The 19,711-nt window shown below is 72.0% G+C and carries 16 protein-coding genes; 9 read left to right on the top strand and 7 right to left on the bottom strand.

Annotated features, from left to right (window positions below; all coding sequences use genetic code 11):
* Positions 1-10 precede the first annotated feature (10 nt).
* From NI25_RS06080 to pssA, 6 genes are all read left to right on the top strand, one after another.
* Positions 11-2,038: a protein meaA gene (locus NI25_RS06080; RefSeq protein WP_061441471.1), complete on the top strand. Its 2,028-nt coding sequence runs from the start codon at positions 11-13 to the stop codon at positions 2,036-2,038.
* Positions 2,035-2,997: an HpcH/HpaI aldolase/citrate lyase family protein gene (locus tag NI25_RS06085; protein WP_061441472.1), complete on the top strand. Its 963-nt coding sequence runs from the start codon at positions 2,035-2,037 to the stop codon at positions 2,995-2,997. Before NI25_RS06080 ends, NI25_RS06085 begins: the two co-directional genes overlap by 4 nt.
* A 5-nt stretch (positions 2,998-3,002) precedes the next feature.
* Positions 3,003-3,515: a MaoC family dehydratase gene (locus NI25_RS06090; protein ID WP_061441473.1), complete on the top strand. Its 513-nt coding sequence runs from the start codon at positions 3,003-3,005 to the stop codon at positions 3,513-3,515.
* Between the two features lie 2 nt (positions 3,516-3,517).
* A complete protein-coding gene (locus tag NI25_RS06095; protein WP_061441474.1) occupies positions 3,518-4,723 on the top strand; it encodes an acyl-CoA dehydrogenase family protein in 1,206 nt (401 codons plus the stop codon).
* A 170-nt stretch (positions 4,724-4,893) separates the two neighbouring features.
* Complete coding sequence (locus NI25_RS06100) at positions 4,894-5,550, top strand: phosphatidylserine decarboxylase (RefSeq protein WP_061441475.1); 657 nt, start codon at positions 4,894-4,896, stop codon at positions 5,548-5,550.
* Positions 5,551-5,572: 22 nt separating this feature from the next.
* A complete protein-coding gene (pssA, locus tag NI25_RS06105; protein WP_030178550.1) occupies positions 5,573-6,391 on the top strand; it encodes a CDP-diacylglycerol--serine O-phosphatidyltransferase in 819 nt (272 codons plus the stop codon).
* Between the two features lie 279 nt (positions 6,392-6,670).
* Here pssA and NI25_RS06110 read toward each other — a convergent pair whose 3' ends face one another.
* Positions 6,671-7,795, bottom strand: coding sequence for a glycerate kinase (locus NI25_RS06110; protein WP_061446769.1), 1,125 nt, complete (start codon positions 7,793-7,795; stop codon positions 6,671-6,673).
* A gap of 202 nt (positions 7,796-7,997) precedes the next feature.
* Between NI25_RS06110 and NI25_RS06115 the strand changes: the two genes are divergently transcribed.
* Complete coding sequence (locus NI25_RS06115; protein WP_061441476.1) at positions 7,998-8,492, top strand: NUDIX domain-containing protein; 495 nt, start codon at positions 7,998-8,000, stop codon at positions 8,490-8,492.
* Positions 8,493-8,532: 40 nt separating this feature from the next.
* Positions 8,533-9,258 (top strand): SIR2 family NAD-dependent protein deacylase, encoded by a 726-nt coding sequence (locus NI25_RS06120; protein WP_061441477.1) that lies wholly within the window; start codon positions 8,533-8,535, stop codon positions 9,256-9,258.
* Between the two features lie 19 nt (positions 9,259-9,277).
* Here NI25_RS06120 and NI25_RS06125 read toward each other — a convergent pair whose 3' ends face one another.
* The 4 genes from NI25_RS06125 to NI25_RS06140 all read right to left on the bottom strand — a co-directional run bounded on the left by NI25_RS06125 (position 9,278) and on the right by NI25_RS06140 (position 14,387).
* Entirely contained in the window at positions 9,278-10,147 is an 870-nt protein-coding gene (locus NI25_RS06125) for an LLM class flavin-dependent oxidoreductase (protein WP_061446770.1), read from the bottom strand.
* Between the two features lie 213 nt (positions 10,148-10,360).
* Positions 10,361-10,855 (bottom strand): methylated-DNA--[protein]-cysteine S-methyltransferase, encoded by a 495-nt coding sequence (locus NI25_RS06130; protein ID WP_061446771.1) that lies wholly within the window; start codon positions 10,853-10,855, stop codon positions 10,361-10,363.
* Positions 10,856-10,882: 27 nt separating this feature from the next.
* Positions 10,883-12,367: an AlkA N-terminal domain-containing protein gene (locus tag NI25_RS06135; RefSeq protein WP_324610066.1), complete on the bottom strand. Its 1,485-nt coding sequence runs from the start codon at positions 12,365-12,367 to the stop codon at positions 10,883-10,885.
* Between the two features lie 106 nt (positions 12,368-12,473).
* The gene (locus tag NI25_RS06140; protein ID WP_199560833.1) at positions 12,474-14,387 is read right to left on the bottom strand and encodes a heavy metal translocating P-type ATPase; all 1,914 of its coding nucleotides are present in this window, start codon (positions 14,385-14,387) and stop codon (positions 12,474-12,476) included.
* An 84-nt stretch (positions 14,388-14,471) separates the two neighbouring features.
* Here NI25_RS06140 and NI25_RS06145 point away from each other — a divergent pair, with 84 nt between their 5' ends.
* Complete coding sequence (locus NI25_RS06145) at positions 14,472-14,834, top strand: ArsR/SmtB family transcription factor (protein ID WP_061441479.1); 363 nt, start codon at positions 14,472-14,474, stop codon at positions 14,832-14,834.
* Here the strand turns inward: NI25_RS06145 and NI25_RS06150 are convergent.
* Positions 14,815-15,693, bottom strand: a complete 879-nt coding sequence (locus tag NI25_RS06150; RefSeq protein WP_061441480.1) for a DUF72 domain-containing protein — start codon at positions 15,691-15,693, stop codon at positions 14,815-14,817. The genes NI25_RS06145 and NI25_RS06150 overlap by 20 nt on opposite strands.
* 40 nt (positions 15,694-15,733) lie before the next feature.
* The gene (locus NI25_RS06155) at positions 15,734-19,639 is read right to left on the bottom strand and encodes a glycoside hydrolase family 2 TIM barrel-domain containing protein (protein ID WP_061441481.1); all 3,906 of its coding nucleotides are present in this window, start codon (positions 19,637-19,639) and stop codon (positions 15,734-15,736) included.
* Positions 19,640-19,711 lie beyond the last annotated feature (72 nt).

Here is a 19,711-nt window from a genome sequence, read left to right on the forward strand (position 1 = left end):
GAGGCCACACATGACTGAGCGTCAGAAGGACCGGCCGTGGCTCATGCGCACCTACGCCGGTCACTCCACGGCCGAGGCGTCCAACGAGCTGTACCGGCGCAACCTGGCCAAGGGGCAGACGGGTCTGTCGGTCGCCTTCGACCTGCCGACCCAGACCGGGTACGACTCCGACCACGTCCTCGCCCGCGGCGAGGTCGGCCGGGTCGGCGTGCCGGTCGCGCACCTCGGTGACATGCGCCGGCTGTTCCAGGACATCCCGCTGGAGCAGATGAACACCTCGATGACCATCAACGCCACGGCCATGTGGCTGCTGGCGCTCTACCAGGTCGTCGCGGAGGAGCAGGGCGCGGACATCACCAAGCTCCAGGGCACGACCCAGAACGACATCGTCAAGGAGTACCTGTCCCGGGGGACGCACGTCTTCCCGCCGGGTCCGTCCCTCCGCCTGACGACGGACATGATCGCGTACACGGTCTCCCATCTGCCCAAGTGGAACCCGATCAACATCTGCAGCTACCACCTGCAGGAGGCGGGCGCCACGCCGGTGCAGGAGATCGCGTACGCGATGTCCACCGCGATCGCCGTCCTCGACGCGGTGCGCGACGGCGGTCAGGTCCCGCAGGAACGCATGGGCGACGTGGTCGGCCGCATCTCCTTCTTCGTGAACGCGGGCGTGCGCTTCGTCGAGGAGATGTGCAAGATGCGCGCCTTCGGCCGCATCTGGGACCGCATCACGCGCGAGCGCTACGGCATCGAGAACCCCAAGCACCGCCGCTTCCGCTACGGCGTCCAGGTCAACTCTCTGGGCCTGACCGAGGCGCAGCCGGAGAACAACGTCCAGCGGATCGTGCTGGAGATGCTGGCGGTCACCCTCTCCAAGGACGCACGCGCGCGTGCCGTGCAGTTGCCGGCCTGGAACGAGGCGCTGGGCCTGCCCCGCCCGTGGGACCAGCAGTGGTCGCTGCGCATCCAGCAGGTGCTCGCCTACGAGAGCGACCTGCTGGAGTACGGCGACCTCTTCGAGGGGTCGAAGGTGGTCGAGGCGAAGGTGGACGAGCTGGTCGAGGAGGCGTTCGCGGAGATCGAGCGCATCCAGGAGATGGGCGGCGCGATGGCCGCCGTGGAGTCCGGCTACCTCAAGTCTCAACTGGTCGCCTCGCACGCCGAACGCCGGGCCCGGATCGAGTCCGGCGAGGAGAAGATCATCGGTGTCAACGCCTTCGAGGGCACCGAGCCCAACCCGCTGACCGCCGACCTGGACACCGCGATCCAGACGGTCGATCCTGCGGTGGAGGCCCGGGTCATCGCCTCGCTGGAGAACTGGCGCGACAGCCGCTACCAGCCCCCCTTCAACCATCCGCGCCCCTGCAAGGCGCTGGAGAAGCTGAAGGAGGCCGCGCGCGGCACCGACAACCTCATGGAGGCCACCCTGGAGTGCGCCCGCGCCGGTGCCACGACCGGCGAGTGGGCCGGCGCGCTGCGCGAGGTGTTCGGCGAGTTCCGCGCGCCGACCGGGGTGTCCTCGGCGCCGGTCGCGGTCACCGCCGAGGAGGGTTCGGCCCTGTCGGAGGTGCGCCGCAAGGTGGAGCTGACGGCCAAGGAGATGGGCGTCGGCAAGCTCCGCTTCCTGGTCGGCAAGCCCGGCCTGGACGGCCACTCCAACGGCGCCGAGCAGATCGCCGTGCGCGCCCGCGACGCCGGGTTCGAGGTGGTCTACCAGGGCATCCGGCTCACCCCGGAGCAGATCGTGGACGCCGCCCTCGCGGAGGACGTGCACGCGGTGGGCCTGTCCATCCTGTCCGGCTCGCACGCGCAGCTGGTGCCGGACGTGCTCGAACGGCTCCGTGTGGCCGGTGCCACAGATATACCGGTGATCGCCGGTGGCATCATCCCGAACGGTGACGCCGAGGAACTGCGGGCCGCGGGAGTGGCCGCGGTCTTCACCCCGAAGGACTTCGACATCACCGGCATCATCGGCCGGATCGTCGACGAGATCCGGAACGCGAACAAGCTCGACCCCCTGGAGGTCCCCGCATGACCACGGTCAACCGTCTCCGCCCCCGGCGTTCCTGCCTGGCCGTACCGGGCTCGAACCCGCGCTTCCTGGAGAAGGCCCAGGGCCTCCCGGCGGACCAGGTCTTCCTCGACCTGGAGGACGCCTGCGCGCCGCTCGCCAAGCCCGAGGCGCGGCACAGCATCGTCAAGTTCCTCAACGAGGGCGACTGGACCGGCAAGACCCGCGTCGTGCGCGTCAACGACTGGACGACCGAGTGGACGTACCGCGACGTCGTCACGGTGGTGGAGGGCGCGGGCCCGAACCTGGACTGCATCATGCTCCCGAAGGTCCAGGACGCCCAGCAGATCGTCGCGCTCGACCTCCTCCTGACCCAGATCGAGAAGACGATGGGCTTCGAGGTCGGCCGGATCGGCATCGAGGCGCAGATCGAGAACGCGCAGGGCCTGAACAACGTCAACGAGATCGCCCAGGCCAGCCCGCGCGTGGAGACCATCATCTTCGGCCCGGCCGACTTCATGGCGTCCATCAACATGAAGTCCCTCGTCGTGGGCGAGCAGCCGCCCGGCTACCCGGCGGACGCCTACCACTTCATCCTGATGAAGATCCTGATGGCCGCCCGTGCCAACAACCTCCAGGCGATCGACGGCCCCTACCTGCAGATCCGCAACGTGGACGGCTACCGCGAGGTCGCGCAGCGCGCCGCCGCCCTCGGCTTCGACGGCAAGTGGGTCCTGCACCCGGGCCAGGTCGAGGCGTCCAACGAGATCTTCTCGCCCTCCCAGGAGGACTACGACCACGCCGAGCTGATCCTGGACGCGTACGACTACTACACGTCCGAGGCGGGCGGCAAGAAGGGCTCCGCCATGCTCGGCGACGAGATGATCGACGAGGCCAGCCGCAAGATGGCGCTGGTCATCTCCGGCAAGGGGCGCGCGGCCGGCATGCAGCGCACGTCGAAGTTCGAGATCCCGGAGGGCTGAGCGCCATGCAGTTCGGACGCACCTACGAGGAGTTCGAGGTCGGGGCGACGTACAAGCACTGGCCGGGGAAGACGGTCACGGAGTACGACGACCACCTGTTCTGTCTGCTCACCATGAACCACCACCCGCTCCACATGGACACCAACTACGCCGAGAAGACGACGGACTTCGGCAAGAACGTGGTGGTCGGCAACTACATCTACTCGCTCCTGCTCGGCATGTCCGTGCCGGACGTCTCCGGCAAGGCGATCGCCAACCTGGAGATCGAGTCGCTCAGGCACGTGGCGCCGACCTTCCACGGCGACACGATCTACGGCCAGACGACCGTGCTCGACAAGTGGCCGTCCAAGTCGAAGAACGACCGCGGCATCGTGCACGTCGAGACCAAGGGCTACAAGCAGGACGGGACGCTGGTCTGCGTCTTCCGCCGCAAGGTGATGGTGCCGACCGAGACGTACACCAAGGAGCGCGGCGGCGAACAGCCCGGCCGGCCCGAGCTGAAGGAACAGGGGAAGTAGAGATGAGCCGCCTCGCCCAGACCCACGGCCTCACGGACGTCCAGCAGGAGATCCTCTCCACGGTCCGGGACTTCGTGGACAAGGAGATCCTGCCGGTCGCCACCGAGCTGGAGCACCGGGACGAGTACCCGCAGGACATCGTCGACGGGCTGAAGGAGCTCGGCCTGTTCGGCCTGATGATCCCCGAGGAGTACGGGGGCCTGGGCGAGTCGCTCCTGACCTACGCCCTGTGCGTGGAGGAGATCGCCCGCGGCTGGATGTCGGTGTCCGGCATCATCAACACCCACTTCATCGTGGCGTACATGCTCAAGCAGCACGGCACGCAGGAGCAGAAGGACCACTTCCTGCCCCGCATGGCGGCCGGCGACATCCGGGGCGCCTTCTCGATGTCCGAGCCGGCCCTGGGCTCCGACGTCTCGGCGATCTCCTCGAAGGCCGTGAAGGACGGCGAGGAGTACGTCCTGAACGGCCAGAAGATGTGGCTGACCAACGGCGGCACGTCGTCGCTGGTGGCCGTCCTGGTGAGGAGTGACGAGGGTCACCCCGAGGGGACCGCTCCCCACAAGTCCATGACGACCTTCCTGGTGGAGAAGGAGCCCGGCTTCGGCGAGGTCCGCCCGGGTCTGACCATCCCCGGCAAGATCGACAAGATGGGCTACAAGGGCGTCGACACCACCGAGCTCATCATGGACGGCCTGCGCATTCCGGCCAATCGGGTCCTCGGCGGCGTCACCGGCCGAGGTTTTTACCAAATGATGGACGGCGTCGAGGTGGGCCGGGTGAATGTGGCGGCCCGTGGCTGCGGCGTCGCTCAGCGTGCCTTCGAACTCGGCGTCCGGTACGCCCAGCAGCGTCACACTTTCGGCAAGCAGATCGCCCAGCACCAGGCCGTCCAGTTCAAGCTCGCGGAGATGGCTACCAAGGTGGAGGCCGCACATGCGATGATGGTGAACGCTGCACGCAAAAAGGACTCGGGCGAACGAAACGACCTGGAAGCGGGGATGGCCAAGTACCTCGCCTCCGAGTACTGCAAGGAGGTCGTGGAGGACGCCTTCCGGATCCACGGCGGGTACGGCTTCTCCAAGGAGTACGAGATCGAGCGCCTCTACCGCGAGGCGCCGATGCTGCTCATCGGTGAAGGCACCGCCGAGATCCAGAAAATGATCATCGGCCGCCGACTGCTCGAAGAGTATCGATTCCAGGGTTAGATGTCCGGATACGGGGTGTTTTCTTGGAGAAGAAGGTCACACCCCGTAGGCACTGTTCGGCCGCCGACTCGGCTTCCTGGCTTACCCAGTTGCGGCAGGAAGCCGCTACGATCGCCGGAAAGCCGCCGTCCCCCGTCAGAGCGCGGCATCATCCGCTACGAAGGTCATCCATGCCCCACAGCCAAACCTCTGCACCTCGCGACAGCCTCGCCGGCGTACGCCTCGCGCGCGGAGCCTCGCCGTGGCTTCTGCCGACCGTCGCCACCGCAGCCGTCAGCCTCCTGCGGGCCCGTCGTTCCGGCGCCGCCAAGGCCGTCGCCGTCCCCGCCACCGCGCTCGCGGCGGGGATGCTGTGGTTCTTCCGCGACCCCGAGCGCGAGATCACCCGGGGCCGGGTGATCTCGCCCGCCGACGGTGTGGTGCAGAGCATCATGCCGTGGAAGGACGGCCGCACCCGCGTCGCGATCTTCATGAGCCCGCTCAACGTCCACGTCAACCGCGCCCCGCTGGCGGGCACGGTGACCTCGGTCGAGCACGTGCCGGGCGGCTTCGTCCCCGCTTTCAACAAGGAGAGCGAGAACAACGAGCGCGTCGTGTGGCACTTCGACACCGAGCTCGGCGACATCGAGATGATCCAGATCGCCGGCGCGGTGGCCCGCCGCATCGTCCCGTACGTGCCGCAGGGCACCAAGGTCGAGCAGGGCGAGCGGGTCGGCCTGATCCGCTTCGGCTCCCGCGTCGACCTGTACCTGCCGGAGGGCGTCGAGGTGGATGTCGAGGTGGGTCAGAAGACGGTGGCTGGGGTGACTCGAATTGACCGTGATTGATCCACAGACCCAGGCCGGATGGGTGCCGGAGGCCGACGAGGTGGACGACGAGGAGGAGATGCCGCTCTCGCTCCGCCTGTCGATAGCGGACACGCTCACGCTCGGCAACGCGACGTGCGGCTTCATGGCGGTGTACTTCACCACCACCGGCATCCTGATCCCGCACCTCATGGGCAGCGACGAGTCGGGCATGGCCCGGCACAGCGCGGCCACCGCGGTCATCCTGATGCTGTGCGCGGCGATCTTCGACCTGTTCGACGGTCTGGTCGCCCGCAAGCTGCGCTCGTCCCCCATGGGCGCGGAGCTGGACAACCTGTCCGACCTGATCAGCTTCGGCCTGGCGCCGGCGTACTTCGTCCTCGTCTACGGCATGGTCGCGGACGACGCCTACCAGCGCGTGGCGGCGGTGGGGGCGATCGTGGTGCTGCTGGCGGTGGTGCTGCGGCTCGCGCGGTTCTCCTGCGTCACGGTCAAGGACGGCACCTTCCAGGGCATGCCGTCGCCGTTCGGCGCGCTGACGGTGGTGTCGATCGTGCTGCTCGAGCTGCCCTTCGTCGCGACGCTGCTGGCGATCCTGGGTACGGCCTGGCTGATGGTGAGCCGGGTCGAATACCCGAAGCCGCGGGGCCGCCTCGCGGTGGCGATGCTGTCGTGGATCGTCCTGTCGATGGGCCTGCTGGCCGGCTGGGCCTTCGACGCGCCGAGCGGGCAGCTGCTGCTGCAGACGGGGTGTGCGCTCCAGCTGGTGATGGGGGCGGTGATCCCCCTGTTCGCCACGGCTCGCAGGGTGAACAACTTCCGTGACAATCGTCGGGAGGCGCGGGCTGCGCAGCTTCCGTGACGTGTGAACGTCGGCAGGGCCCCGGACCCGGGTTGGGTTCGGGGCCCTGCCGTTTGTGCGCGCCCGGCGTAGGTGCCGGCGTCCCTCGGGGCTCCGCCCCAGGACCCCAGGCCCCCGGGCCCATGCCCACCCACCGCCACGACTCAGTGGACTGAAAGGTGCCGCACTCCTCGGCCCGTCCGGCGTTGGAGGACGAGGCCCGTTCAGGGCCGAAACGGGGGTCTGGAGGCAGACCCCCCGGGGTCGGGACGGGGAAGGGGCGGCGGGGGCGAGACTCCCCTAGGCGACGAAGTCCCGCGCGATGGACTCTGCCACCCGCTCCAGAATCGGCCCCGCATCCGCGATGCACTTCGCCACGTCCGGCTCCACATCCGTCAGCGGATACGCCCGCCGGATCCCCGCCCGCCCCAGCGTCTCCGCCGGCAGCGCCAGCCGCCCGCACACCGCGACGACCTCCTTGCCCGCGGCCCGGGCCGCCGCCGCGACACCCGCCGGAGCCTTCCCGTGCAGGGTCTGCTCGTCCAGCGAGCCCTCCCCGGTGATCACCAGGGCCGCCCGCTCCAGCGCCGGCGCGAAGCCCAGCACGTCCAGCATCACCTCGATGCCGGGCCGGAACCGCGCGCCCAGCAGCATCGCACCGAACCCGATGCCGCCCGCAGCGCCCGCCCCCGGGGACGCGGCGTACTCGGCCGCACGCGCGCCCACGCCCTGCGTCCCCTCCAGCACCTTCGCGAAGTGCGCGAGGGCGGCGTCCAGGGCCGTCACGTCGTCCGGCGAGGCACCCTTCTGCGGTCCGTAGACCGCCGGGGCGCCCTTCGGGCCGGTCAGGGGATTGTCCACGTCGCTGGCGAGCACCAGCTCGACGTCCGCCAGCCGCGGGTCGAGACCGGACAGGTCGGCCGAGGCCAGAGCGGCCAGCCCGCCCCCGCCCGCCGCGACGGGCTTCCCGTCGGCGTCCAGGAACCGCGCGCCCAGCGCGGCCAGCATTCCGGCACCGCCGTCCGTGGTGGCGCTGCCGCCGACCCCGAACACGATCGTGCGCGCCCCCGCGTCCAGCGCGGCCCGCAGCAGCTCGCCCGAGCCGTACGTCGACGCCGTGAGCGGTGCGAGGACGCCCTCCGGGAGCCGGTAGAGGCCGCTGGCCTCGGCCATCTCCACCACCGCGGTGCCCTCGCGCAGCGCGTACGCCGCCGTCACCTCGTCGCCGAGCGGCCCGGCGACCCGCACCTCCCGGCGTTCGAACCCGGCCGCGACCGCCGCGGCCACCGTGCCGTCGCCGCCGTCGGCGACGGGCAGCGCCTCGACCAGGACGTCCGGCACGACGCGGCGCAGTCCGGCCGTGACGCGCTCGGCGACCTCCACGGCCGTCAGCGAGCCCTTGAACTTGTCCGCGGCGACGAGCACCCGGCGGGCCCCGTCCACAGCAGCGTCAGCCACCTTGATCTCCCCTTGCTCTCCGAGCCTTGCGCACGTCAAGGCAGTCGCGCCGCTGCGACCCTAACCGGAGGACACCCGTGCCGTCATGCCCTGCCCACACCGTGGAACCGGCGGTGCACCCGCCTCGCGGCTTCCCCGCAGCGGGGCGCGGGCTCGTTACGCTTCCGGAATGACCACTCCTGACTACGCCACCTACATCGCCGGTCTGCCCCGCGTCCTGGCCGGGGCCGCCACGGTCTTCAGGGACGCCGGAGGACGGGTGCTGCTCGTCGAGCCCAACTACCGCGAGGGGTGGGCGCTGCCGGGCGGGACGATCGAGTCCGAGGACGGGGAGACGCCGCGGCAGGGCGCGTGGCGGGAGACCCTCGAGGAGATCGGGCTCGACGTGCGGATCGGGCGCCTGCTCGCGGTGGACTGGGTGCACGGTGCGGGCAGGCCGCCGATCGTGGCGTACCTGTACGACGGCGGGGTCCTGTCCGAGGACGACCTCAAGGCGATCCGGCTGCAGGAGGAGGAGTTGCTGTCCTGGCGGCTGGTGCCGCGCGAGGACCTGGGCGACCACCTCCTCGACGCGCTGCACGGCCGGGTGCTGACCGCACTGGACGTGCTGGCGGACGGCTCCGGCACGGCCGAGCTGGTCAACGGCGTCCGCGTCGACCGATAACCGTTCGCCGCCCGGGCGCCGGAGCCCTACCCTCGGCCGCATGACCGGCAAGCCCCTCGTCGCCATCCTCAGCGGTGCCGGCGTCTCGACCGACTCAGGCATCCCCGACTACCGCGGTCCGAACGGGCTGTGGCGGCGCGACCCGGAGGCGGAGAAGCTCGTCACCTACGAGTACTACATGGGCGACCCGGAGATCAGGCGGCGCTCGTGGCGGATGCGGCGCGACACCGCGGGCCTGCACGCCGAGCCGAACGCGGCGCACCGCGCGGTGGCCGAACTGGAGCGGCGCGGGGTGCCGGTCCGCGTGATCACCCAGAACGTGGACGGCCTGCACCAGCTCGCCGGGGTCTCCGCCCGCAAGGTCCTCGAACTGCACGGCACCGCGCGCGCCTACGTGTGCACGGGCTGCCGGGTCCGGGGCCCGATGGCGGACGCCTTCGCCCGGATCGACGCCGGCGAGGACGACCCGCCGTGCCTGGAGTGCGGCGGCATCCTGAAGACGGCGACCGTGATGTTCGGCGAGCGCCTCGACCCGGTGGTGCTGGGTGAGGCGGTCGCCATCAGCAAGGCGTGCCAGGTCTTCGTCGCCGTCGGCACCAGCCTCCGGGTGGAGCCCGCCGCCGCACTGGCAGGGGTGGCCGTCGACCACGGGGCCCGGCTGGTCGTCGTCAACACCGAGCCGACGCCGTACGACGCCCTGGCCGACGAGGTCGTCCGGGAGCCGATCGGCACCGCCCTGCCCCGGCTGCTGCGCGGCCTGGGCTGAGCGGGCGCCGGTCGGGCGGTCAGCGCACGGCGCCCGGTCGGAACAGGGCGTCCGCGAGGCGGTCGACCTGGTCGATGTCCGGGGCCCAGCAGTACAGCACGACCTCGTCGGCGCCGATGCCGCGGAAGGCCTCGACGGCCGCGCGGACGTCCCGTGCGGTGGTGAGCAGGCCCTTGGCCATGTACTCGGCGCGCCCGGTGAAGGCGTAGTAGTCGCGGAGGTTCCGCCGGGCCCGCTCGACCGTGCTGTCGGGGCCGAGGGCCACGCTCGCCTGGGCGACCAGGTGCGGCCGGCCCGGGCGGTCGTACTTCCGCCAGACCGCCTCGACCCGGCGGAACAGGCCGGACATGTGCGCGGCGGGCAGGGCGGCGCCGAGGAAGCCGTCGCCGAAGCGGCCGACCCGCTCCAGCGCGGCCGGGGCGAAGCCGCCGAACAGCACCCGGGGCCCGCCGGGCGTCGCGGGGCGGGGCCCGATGGGGCCGACGTCCCGGGCGTAGGGCTCGCCCGCCCAGGTCCGGCGCAGGAGGGTCATCTGCTCGTCGAGGCGGCGACCCCGGCGGTGGAGGTCGATGCCGGCGGCGAGGCAGTCGTCGGCCCGGCCGCCGACGCCGATGCCGAGCGTGAAGCGGCCGCCCGACAGCCGGTCGAGGGTCGCGGTCTGCTTGGCGAGCAGTGCGGTGTTGTGGACGGGGGCGATCAGCACCTCGGTCTGCAGGCGGATGCGGGAGGTGGCGCCCGCGAGGGTCGCGAGGGTGATCAGGGGTTCGGGGTTGTCGTAGACGAGCCGGTCGAGCAGGCCGAGCGTGCTGAAGGGGAGCGCGTCGGCGCGCCGGGCCCAGGTCGGCAGCAGCGCGGGGGCGTCGACGGGAAGGCCGAGGCCGATGCGCAGGGGATGCGCGGGGTGCGTGGGCGCGGAATGCATGGGTGCGGTCCTCCGGAGGGCATGACGGATCAGGGCGCCGCCCCTCCGTGGCTCCGGGCTGCTGTGCGCGGGCCTGCTCCCCGTCTGCGGCATCGTTCTGGAGAGCGTGGTCTTCGAAGTCCGGCGAGCGTAGCGGGCGCCGCGGCGCCCGGGCAACGCGTTTACGCCCGGTCGCCGCGGCTAGAACAACGCCTCCGGTCCCGTCCCGCCCCGTTCGAAGTCCAGCAGGCGCCGCTTGCGTTCCAGGCCGCCGCCGTAGCCGGTGAGGCCGCCGCTCGCGCCGATGACGCGGTGGCAGGGGACGACGATGCCGATCGGGTTGCGGCCGTTGGCGAGGCCCACGGCGCGGGAGGCGGCCGGGTTGCCGAGGGCGGCGGCGAGTTCGCCGTAGGTGCGGGTCTCGCCGTACGGGATCTTGCGGAGCTGGTCCCAGACCGTGCGCTGGAAGGGGGTGCCGTTCAGGCGCAGGTCGAGGGTGAAGTCCTTCAGCTCGCCGCTGAAGTAGGCCTCCAGTTGTTCCTCGGTCTCGGCGAAGGGGCGTGCGTCGCGGGCGCCGAAGGTCTCCTCGGGCGGACGGTGGCGCTGGTCGGTCATGTAGAGGCCGCACAGGACGGCGTCCTCCGCGACGAGGGTGAGCGCGCCGTACGGGCTGTCGATCACGGTGTGCTGTCTCACGGGGTTCACGCGGGCTCCTCGCACGGGCTATACGGGCAGGAAGTTGATCGGGTGGTCGTCGGTGGCCCACAGGTACTGGACGGCGTACGCCCGCCAGGGCCGCCAGGCCGCCGCGCGGGCGGTGAGCGCGGCCGGGGTGGAGGGCAGGCCCAGTTCACCGGCGGCGCGGCGGATGCCGAGGTCGGTGGGGAGGAAGGCGTCGGGGTCCCCGAGGGCACGCATGGCGATGACGTCGGCGGTCCAGGGGCCGAAGCCGGGCAGGTCGAGGAGGCGGGCCCGGGTCTCGGCCCAGTCGCACTCGACGCCCAGGCTGACCGAGCCGTCGGCCAGGCGGGCGACCAGGGTGGAGAAGGTGGTGCGGCGGGTGCGCGGCATCGCCAGAGTCCCGGGGTCCACGGCCGCCAGGGCCCCGGTGGACGGGAAGAGGTGGGTCAGGCCGCCCTCGGGATCGTCCACCGGATCGCCGTGCGCGGTGACCAGGCGGGCGGCGTGGGTGCGGGCGGCGGCGGTGGAGACCTGCTGGCCGAGCACGGCCCGTACGGCGAACTCCGCCTCGTCCACCGTGCGGGGCACCCGGCGGCCGGGCGCCTTGTCGACGAGCGGTGCGAGCAGCGGGTCGGCGCGCAGCTGGTCGTCGATGGCCACCGGGTCGGCGTCCAGGTCGAGCAGACGCCGGCAGCGGCTGATGGCGACGGTCAGGTCGCGCGGGTCGCCGAGGGTGAGGCGGCAGGCGATGTGGTCGGGGTGGGGGGTGAGGGCCACGATGCCGTGACCGTAGGGGAGGCGCAGGGTGCGCCGGTACGCGCCGTCCCGCCACTCCTCCACGCCGGGTACGGCGGTGGCGGCGAGGTGGCCGAAGAGGTTGTCGGGGTTGAGCGGGGCGCGGAACGGCAGGCGGAGGGACAGGGTGCCGGGGGTGGTGCGGGCGAGGCGGTTCCCGGGGGCGCGGGTGCGCAGTTCGCTCGGGGAGAGGGCGTAGACCTCGCGGACCGTGTCGTTGAAGGTGCGGATGGAGGCGAAGCCGGCCGCGAAGGCGATCTCCGCCATGGGCAGCGGGGTGGTCTCGATCAGCAGCCGGGCGGTCTGGGCGCGCTGCGCGCGGGCGAGGGCGAGGGGACCCGCGCCCACTTCGGCGAGGAGCTGGCGCTCGATCTGCCGGGTGCTGTAGCCGAGGCGGGCGGCGAGGCCGGGCACGCCCTCGCGGTCCACGACGCCGTCGGCGATCAGGCGCATGGCGCGGGCCGTGAGGTCGGCGCGCAGGTTCCACTCGGGCGAGCCGGGGCTGGTGTCCGGGCGGCAGCGTTTGCACGCCCGGAACCCGGCCTGCTGGCAGGCCGCCGCGCTCGGGTAGAAGGTCATGTTGCCGGGCTTGGGCGGCACCACCGGGCAGCTGGGCCGGCAGTAGATCCGGGTCGTCAGGACGGCCGTGAAGAACCAGCCGTCGAAGCGCGCGTCCTTCGACTGCACGGCGCGCACGCAGCGCTCGGTGTCGGTGTGCATTCCCGTCTGCATGTGTCCAGGATGGCCCCCGCGACGGGTACCGGCTGGCGGGAATCCGACATCGACGTGCCCCGTGCTGGGCCTTGGCGGATCACCCGGACCAGCCGGACCACGCGGATCACTCCGCGCGCCACGCCGACTCGCGCAGCAGCCGCAGGCCGTTCAGGCCGACCAGCACGGTGGAGCCCTCGTGGCCCGCGACGCCGAGCGGGAGCGGGAGGTGCCCGATCAGGTCCCACAGGACGAGGACGGTGATGAAGACGCCGGCGACGGCCAGGTTCTGCACGACCAGCCGGCGTGCGCGCCGGGAGAGCCGTACGACGGCGGGGACGGCCGTCAGCTCGTCGCGCACGACGACGGCGTCGGCGGTCTCCAGGGCGAGGTCGGAGCCGGCCCCGCCCATGGCGACACCGGCGTGCGCGGCGGCCAGTGCGGGGGCGTCGTTGACGCCGTCGCCGACGAAGAGCACCTTGCGGCCGGCCCGCTCCCGTTCCCGTACGGCCTTGACCTTGTCCTCGGGGAGCAGTCCGGCGCGGACGTCGGTGATGCCGGTCGCCTCGGCCACGCGGGCGGCGGCGGCCGTGTGGTCGCCGGTCAGCAGGGCGGGGGCGGTGCCGGTGAGGGCGGTGAGGGCGGCGGCGGCCGGGGCCGCGTCGGTGCGGAGGCGGTCGGTGAGGGCGAGGGTGCCCAGGAGCGTGCCGTCACGGGTGACGCGAACGGTGGTCTCGGCGCCCTCGGGGGCGTCCGCGCGGCCGACGTGCACCGTACGGCCGTCGACCACGGCCGTCACCCCGCGGCCGGGAGCCGCCGTGAAGTCCTCCGCCGGCGCGATCCGCAGCCCTCGGGCGCGGGCGGCGGCCACGATCGCGCGGGCCAGCGGGTGTTCGCTGGGGTGCTCGGCCGCGGCGGCGAGGGCGAGGAGGGCGTCCTCGTCCACGCCGGAGCCGGCCAGGGGGCGTACGGCGGTCACCTCGGGGGTGCCCTCGGTGAGGGTGCCGGTCTTGTCGAGGGCGGCGGTGTCGATCTCGCCGAGACGTTCCATGGCGACCGCCGACTTGACCAGAACGCCGTGCCGGCCGGCGTTGGCGATGGCGGAGAGCAGCGGCGGCATCGTGGCGAGGACGACGGCGCACGGCGAGGCGACGATCATGAAGGTCATGGCGCGCAGCAGGGCGTCGGTGAGGTCGGCGCCGAAGGCGAGGGGGATGCCGAAGACGGCGAGGGTGGCGACGACCACGCCGACCGAGTAGCGCTGCTCGATCTTCTCGATGAACAGCTGGGTCGGCGCCTTGGTGCGGGACGCCTCCTCGACCAGGGCGACGATCCGGGCGATGACCGAGTCGGCCGGGTCGCGTCCGACGCGGACGCGCAGGGCGCCGGTGCCGTTGAGGGTGCCGGCGAAGACGTCGTCGCCGGAGCGTTTGAGGACGGGCAGGGACTCGCCGGTGATGGTGGCCTGGTCGACCTCTCCGGTGCCGTCGACGACCGTGCCGTCCGCGCCGATCCGCTCCCCCGGCCGGACCAGGACCAGGTCGCCGACGGCGAGGTCGGCGGTCGGGACGGTCTCCTCGTCGCCGTCCCGCAGGCGGGTCGCGGTGGTGGGCGCGAGGTCGAGCAGGCCGCGCACGGAGTCGGCGGTACGGGCGGTGGCCAGGGCCTCCAGGGCGCCGGAGGTGGCGAAGATGACGATGAGCAGGGCGCCGTCGAGGACCTGGCCGATGGCGGCCGCGCCGAGCGCCGCGACGATCATCAGCAGGTCGACGTCGAGGGTCTTCTCGCGCAGCGCGCGCAGCCCTTCGAGCGCGGGCTCCCAGCCGCCGGCGGCGTAGGCGACCGCGTACAGCGGGCCGTACGCCCAGGCGGGCGCGCCGCCGAGGTCGAGGGGCAGGGCCAGGAGGAAGGCGACGAGGGACACGAGCGCCCAGCGGGCCTCGGGCAGGGCGAGGACACGGGTGCGGCGGCGGGGCGGCGCCGGGGCGGAGGGCGCGGCCTCGGGAGCGGGGGCGAGGGTGGTGGACACGCGGTACACCATACAGGAACACATGAAGACCCATTCATTCGTTCATCTGTTCATGTGCCTCCGGGGAGTCGTCCGGGCAGTGCGTAAGATGACCGCATGGGTCACGGAGCCGCCACCACCGCGCAGAACGCCGCCGAGCGGGTGCGTCTGGACGCGGACAACGTCGCGAAGGTGGCCACGACCCTCCAGGCCCTGTCCACCCCGTCCCGGCTGCTGATCCTCGCCCGGCTGCGCGAAGGGCCGCTGCCCGCCACCGAGTTGGCGGCGGAGGTCGGCATGGAGCAGTCGGCCTGTTCGCACCAGCTGCGGCTGCTGCGCAATCTGGGCCTGGTGGTCGGCGAGCGCCGGGGCCGCTCGGTGGTGTACGCCCTGCACGACGACCATGTCGCCGAGCTGCTCGACCAGGCCGTGTTCCACGTGGAGCACCTGCGGCTGGGGATCAGCGACGCGGCTCGGTGAGCAGCCGCCGCATCGTCTCGGCCGCGCGCACGGCGGCGTCCGCGCAGCAGTTGTTGAACAGCACGTGCAGCTCCTCCGACAGGCGTGCCGCGCGCCGCAGACGGGGCACGCGGGCGGCGAGTTCGAGCACGTCGTAGTCGTACCGGAAGCGGTCCTCCTTGGTGCCCCTCCCCCACGCCGGACTGCGGCCGTGGAAGCGGACGACGGCGAGGGCGGGCCGGGTGACCGGCGCGACGGGCGGCAAGGAGCCGGACAAACCCTGAGCCATGTCGGTGCCGACCGCCGAGGCCCCCAGAGTCGACAGAAGGACGTGCGTGCTCTCCGCCTGCTCCGGCTCCCACCAGCCCGGATGCCGGAACTCCACCGCGAGGGGCCAGCCCCGCGCTCGCCGCACACACGCGTCGAGGGCCGCCTCCGCCCAGGAACCGGGCGCGAACCACGGCGGGAACTGGAACAGCACGGTGCCGAGCCGCCCGGCCTCGCGCAGCGGCGCGATCGCGTCGGCGAATCTCCCCCACACCTCGTCCAGCAGTCCGTCGCTCACCTGCCCGCGTCCGAGCCGCCCCCGCCCGGTCCCGCGCAGGTCGGCGGGGAGGGCCTCCGCACGCGTGGGGTGCCCCGTCAGCAGGGAGAAGGCCTTGACGTCGAAACGGAAGTCCTCCGGAGTGCGCTCCACCCACAGCTCGCTGTTGCGCCGGCTGGGCAGCGCGTAGTACCCGGCGTCCACTTCGACGACGGGCAGCCGCGAGGCGTAGTGCCGCAGTCGTCCTTCCGCGTCCCGGCGCCCGCGGGGATACCAGCCGCTCGCGAGGAGTTGCCGGTCCGTCCACGAGCATGCCCCGACCAGAATGTCACCCATGGGAGCCCGGATACCCCGGGCTCCCGATCCCCATCAGGTTCTACTCCGTCGCCGTCGGCCGCCGCGAGGCGCGCGTGGCGTCACGGACGTCGGTGAGCGGGCGCAGCCGGTAGGTGTACGCGTAGTCCCGGTCGGCGAAGAGCTTGAACTCGTCGTGGGTGTGCGCGCCCCAGCTGTTGTCGCCGCCGACACCCATCTGACGGTGGTTCAGGCGCAGGACGACCTCGTCCCTCGGGGTGAGCTGGTAGTCGTGCCGCACGCCGGCCGACAGATCCTCCGGCGTGAAGTACGAGGCGTTGGCCTCCAGCAGGGTTTCGCCGGAGGCGAGCAGGCCCACGCCGTGCCGGTCGGTGAGGGCGATCCAGCGGACGTCGGTCTTGTTGCCGTTCTCCTGCGGGCGGATGTAGGGGGTCCACTGCTCGGCGACGGTCCCGGAGTACAGGCCGACGTCCGTGCCGTCGTTGCGGTCCCAGTGGTTCTCCTCGGGGCCGCGGCCGTACCAGTGCACGCGGTCCAGACGGCGCGGCAGGAAGAGCATGGTGCCGACCTCGGGGATGTACGGCAGGTTCGCGGCGCCCGGGTGCAGGGTGTTGTCGACCTTGACCTCGCCGTTGCCGAACACCGTGTAGGTGGTGCTGTAGGCGGACTCCACCGAGGTGGGCAGGGTGCCGGTGACCTTGATCTCGACCGCCCGGTCGCCGAGCGCGCGCACGGCTACGCCGGTGACCTTGCGGCGGGCGCCGGCGTCGCGCCAGGTCTGGTTGCGGGTGTGCTGGCCGTTGCCCTTGTCGTTGTCGGTGGGCGCGCGCCAGAAGTTGGGCACGGGCCCGGAGGTGATCAGGGGGCGGCCCTTGGCCTCGTAGGAGGTGAGGGTGCCGGTGGCCTTGTCGACGGTGACCGAGAAGTCCTCGCCGGTGATCCTGACGTCCTTGTCGCGGTCCTGGTGGCGCAGGGCCGGGACGCTCTCCAGGCGTGCCGGGACGGGGGCGGGGGCGTCGCTCTCGACGGGGAGCTGCTGCCGGGCCACCTCGAAGCCCGCCTTCGCCCAGGGGGTGGACTCCTTGGTGGTGAAGGAGAGCTGCAGGAAGTACTCGGTGCCCGGGTCCGGGTCGCGGGGCAGGCGTAGAGGGACGGTGATGTCCTTCTCCGACCGCGGTGCCACGTCCAGTTGGTCGCGGGTCAGCTTTCCGCGCCGCACGACCTCGCCGTCGGCGACGAGTTCCCAGCGGCCGTCGAACTCGCGGAGGTGGGTGAAGAGGTACTCGTTGACGAGGGTGACCGCGCCGGGGCCGCCGCCCGGGGTGCTGACCGCGTTGACGGCCTGGTAGACGCGCTTGACCTCGGCGGCCTTGCCGGTGTGGCCGCGGTCCGCGGTGACGATGCCGTCCGCGACGAAGGCGCCGTCGTTCGGGTTGTCACCCCAGTCGCCGCCGTAGGCGAGGAACGTCTTGTCCCGGGGCCGCTTCCGCTCGCTCTTCACGGTGGCGGCGTCGAACCAGAACCGCACGCCGTCGTCGCCGGGACCGCGGCCGTCGGAGGCCAGCTCGCCGGCGCCGAGGGCGCGGGCGTAGACGCGGGCGCGGCGGATGGTGCCGCTGAACTCCCGTACCTGGTTGTCGGCGTCGGAGGCGAGGGCGAGGGGCGCGGTGTTGCTGCTGGGGCGCCGGTCGGTGGTGCGGGTGGCCCGGACCGTGCCGTCGACGTAGAGGGTCAGGGTCCCGGCGTCGGCGTCGAAGACGCCCGCGAGGTGGTGCTCGCGGCCGGTCCAGTCGTCCGGCACGGTCCAGTTCGCGGTGATCCACTGGCCCTCGGAGTGGATGAAGAACTCCAGGGTCCGGCCGTTCTGCTTCAGCGCGTACTGGGTGTCGCCCTTGGCGATGATCGGCTGGTGGTAGCCCGTCACGTGCGGGGTGACCCAGGCTTCCAGGGTCAGGGAGCCGGTGAGGTCGAGGCTGTCGTCGCGTTCGAAGACGGTGATGCCGGACAGGCCCTTGTCGCGGTCGAGGGTGCCGCGGGTGGCGAGGATCTCGCCGCGCAGCCCGGCGGGTCCTGCCTCGGTGAGCAGGGTGCGGGCGGGGACGGGCGTGTAGAGGGACTGGTCCACGAAATCCCAGATCCAGCCGCCCTGGAGGACGTCGTACCGGCGGACGATGTCCCAGTACTTCTTGAAGTTGCCGGTCGAGTTCCCCATCGAGTGGGCGTACTCGATCATGACGTACGGCCGGGTGTCGGAGGTGTCCTTCGCGCGCTGCTCGACGCGCTGCGGGCTGTCGTACATCTCCGAGCGGATGTCGCTGACGCCGGGGCGGTCGTCGCCCTCGTACTGGATGACGCGGGTGTCGTCGTAGGAGCGGATCCAGTCGTGCATGGCGGTGAAGGTGGAGCCGCCGCCCGCCTCGTTGCCCAGCGACCAGATGACGACCGAGGCGTGGTTCTTGTCGCGGTGCACCATGTTCTGGGCGCGGGCGACGCAGGCGGCGGTCCAGTCCGGGTGGTCGCCGGGGTACTCGCCGCGGATGCCGTGGGTCTCCAGGTTGGTCTCGTCGACGAGGTAGAGGCCGTACTCGTCGGCCAGTTCCAGCCAGTACGGGTTGTTGGGGTAGTGCGAGGTGCGGACGCTGTTCATGTTCATCCGCTTGATGATCTTGATGTCCTCGACCATGTCCTCGCGGGTGAGCGCGGTGCCGCGGGAGGGGTGCATCTCGTGGCGGTTGGTGCCGCGGATCGACACCGGCTCGCCGTTGATCCGCATCAGCCCGTCCTTGAGCGCGAACTCGCGGAAGCCGACCCGGTGCGACAGGGTCTCGGTCACCTTCCCGGCGGGGTCGCGCAGGCGCAGGACGGCCGTGTACAGGTCGGGGTGTTCGGCGGACCAGAGCCGGGGCTTGGGCACGGCCTTGGCCGCCCGGACGGTGACGTCCTCGCCGGCGCGGGCCGCGCCGACGTCGACGGGCTGCTCCAGCGGCCGGGACCAGACGGCGTGGCCGCGCGCGTCGTACAGCTGGGTCTCGACGGTGTAGCGGCCGGTACCGCCCTCGCCGTACGCCCGCACGCTCGCGGTGACAGCCAGTTCGGCGCCGGTGTAGGTGGCGTCGAGCGGGGTGTCGAGCTTGAAGTCGCGCAGGTGCACGGCCGGGGTGGAGTAGAGGTGGACCGAGCGGAAGATGCCGCTCACCCGGATCATGTCCTGGTCCTCCATCCAGTCGCCGTCGGAGTAGCGGTAGACCTCGACGGCGATCTGGTTGGTGCCGGGCTTGAGGTGGTCGGTGACGTCGTACTCGGAGGGGGTGTAGGAGTCCTCGTCGTAGCCGACCAGTTCGCCGTTGATCCACACGTAGTGCGCGGACTTGACGCCCTCGAAGTGGAGGAAGGTGCGGCGGCCCTTCCAGTCGCGGGGGACGGTGAAGGTGCGCCGGTACTGGCCGACCGGGTTGTAGCGGGTCGGCGCGGCGGGCGGCTGCGGCTCCTCGCCCAGGCCGTTGGGGCCCCAGTACGGGTAGGTGATGTTCAGGTAGATGGGGAAGTCGTGGCCGTGCAGCTGCCACACGGAGGGGACCGGGATGGTCTCCCAGTCGGCGTCGTCCACGTCGGTGCGGTGGAAGTCGGCGTCCCGGTCCTCGGGGCGGTCGGCGTAGGCGAACTTCCAGGTGCCGTCCAGGCTCAGCCGGTAGGGCGAGCGGGCGCGGTCTCCGGCGAGTGCCTGCTTGACGTCCTCGTACGGCGTGAGTGTGGCGTGCGGCGGTTCGGTGCCGAGCCGGAAGACACCGAAGTCGTTCCACTCCGGGGTCTCGTCGGCCGCCGCCCTCCGTCCGGCGGCGTGCGCGGCGACGGGCGACGCGGAGAGGGCGAGCGCGCCGAGGACGGCGGCCCCGCCCTCCAGGAGACGGCGGCGGCTGACGACCGGGCGGGCCGGGAACGGGGCGGGTGACGCGGGAGAGTGCGGCATGACCGTGGCCTTCCGTGGGCTTCGGGGGCGGCTCAACACACGGTGCTTCGAATGCAGTTGAGGGTGGGGCGG

It is taken from the genome of Streptomyces sp. CCM_MD2014, assembly GCF_000772045.1.
GTDB classification, from domain to species: Bacteria; Actinomycetota; Actinomycetes; order Streptomycetales; family Streptomycetaceae; genus Streptomyces; species Streptomyces salinarius.

Bases quoted from the DNA above. Each gene is read 5' to 3' on its own strand.
- NI25_RS06080 (WP_061441471.1), top strand. From the start codon at position 11: ATGACTGAGCGTCAGAAGGACCGGCCGTGGCTCATGCGCACCTACGCC.
- NI25_RS06085 (WP_061441472.1), top strand. From the start codon at position 2,035: ATGACCACGGTCAACCGTCTCCGCCCCCGGCGTTCCTGCCTGGCCGTA.
- NI25_RS06090 (WP_061441473.1), top strand. From the start codon at position 3,003: ATGCAGTTCGGACGCACCTACGAGGAGTTCGAGGTCGGGGCGACGTAC.
- NI25_RS06095 (WP_061441474.1), top strand. From the start codon at position 3,518: ATGAGCCGCCTCGCCCAGACCCACGGCCTCACGGACGTCCAGCAGGAG.
- NI25_RS06100 (WP_061441475.1), top strand. From the start codon at position 4,894: ATGCCCCACAGCCAAACCTCTGCACCTCGCGACAGCCTCGCCGGCGTA.
- NI25_RS06115 (WP_061441476.1), top strand. From the start codon at position 7,998: ATGACCACTCCTGACTACGCCACCTACATCGCCGGTCTGCCCCGCGTC.
- NI25_RS06120 (WP_061441477.1), top strand. From the start codon at position 8,533: ATGACCGGCAAGCCCCTCGTCGCCATCCTCAGCGGTGCCGGCGTCTCG.
- NI25_RS06135 (WP_324610066.1), bottom strand. From the start codon at position 12,367: ATGCAGACGGGAATGCACACCGACACCGAGCGCTGCGTGCGCGCCGTG.
- NI25_RS06140 (WP_199560833.1), bottom strand. From the start codon at position 14,387: ATGGTGTACCGCGTGTCCACCACCCTCGCCCCCGCTCCCGAGGCCGCG.
- NI25_RS06145 (WP_061441479.1), top strand. From the start codon at position 14,472: ATGGGTCACGGAGCCGCCACCACCGCGCAGAACGCCGCCGAGCGGGTG.
- NI25_RS06150 (WP_061441480.1), bottom strand. From the start codon at position 15,693: ATGGGTGACATTCTGGTCGGGGCATGCTCGTGGACGGACCGGCAACTC.
- NI25_RS06155 (WP_061441481.1), bottom strand. From the start codon at position 19,639: ATGCCGCACTCTCCCGCGTCACCCGCCCCGTTCCCGGCCCGCCCGGTC.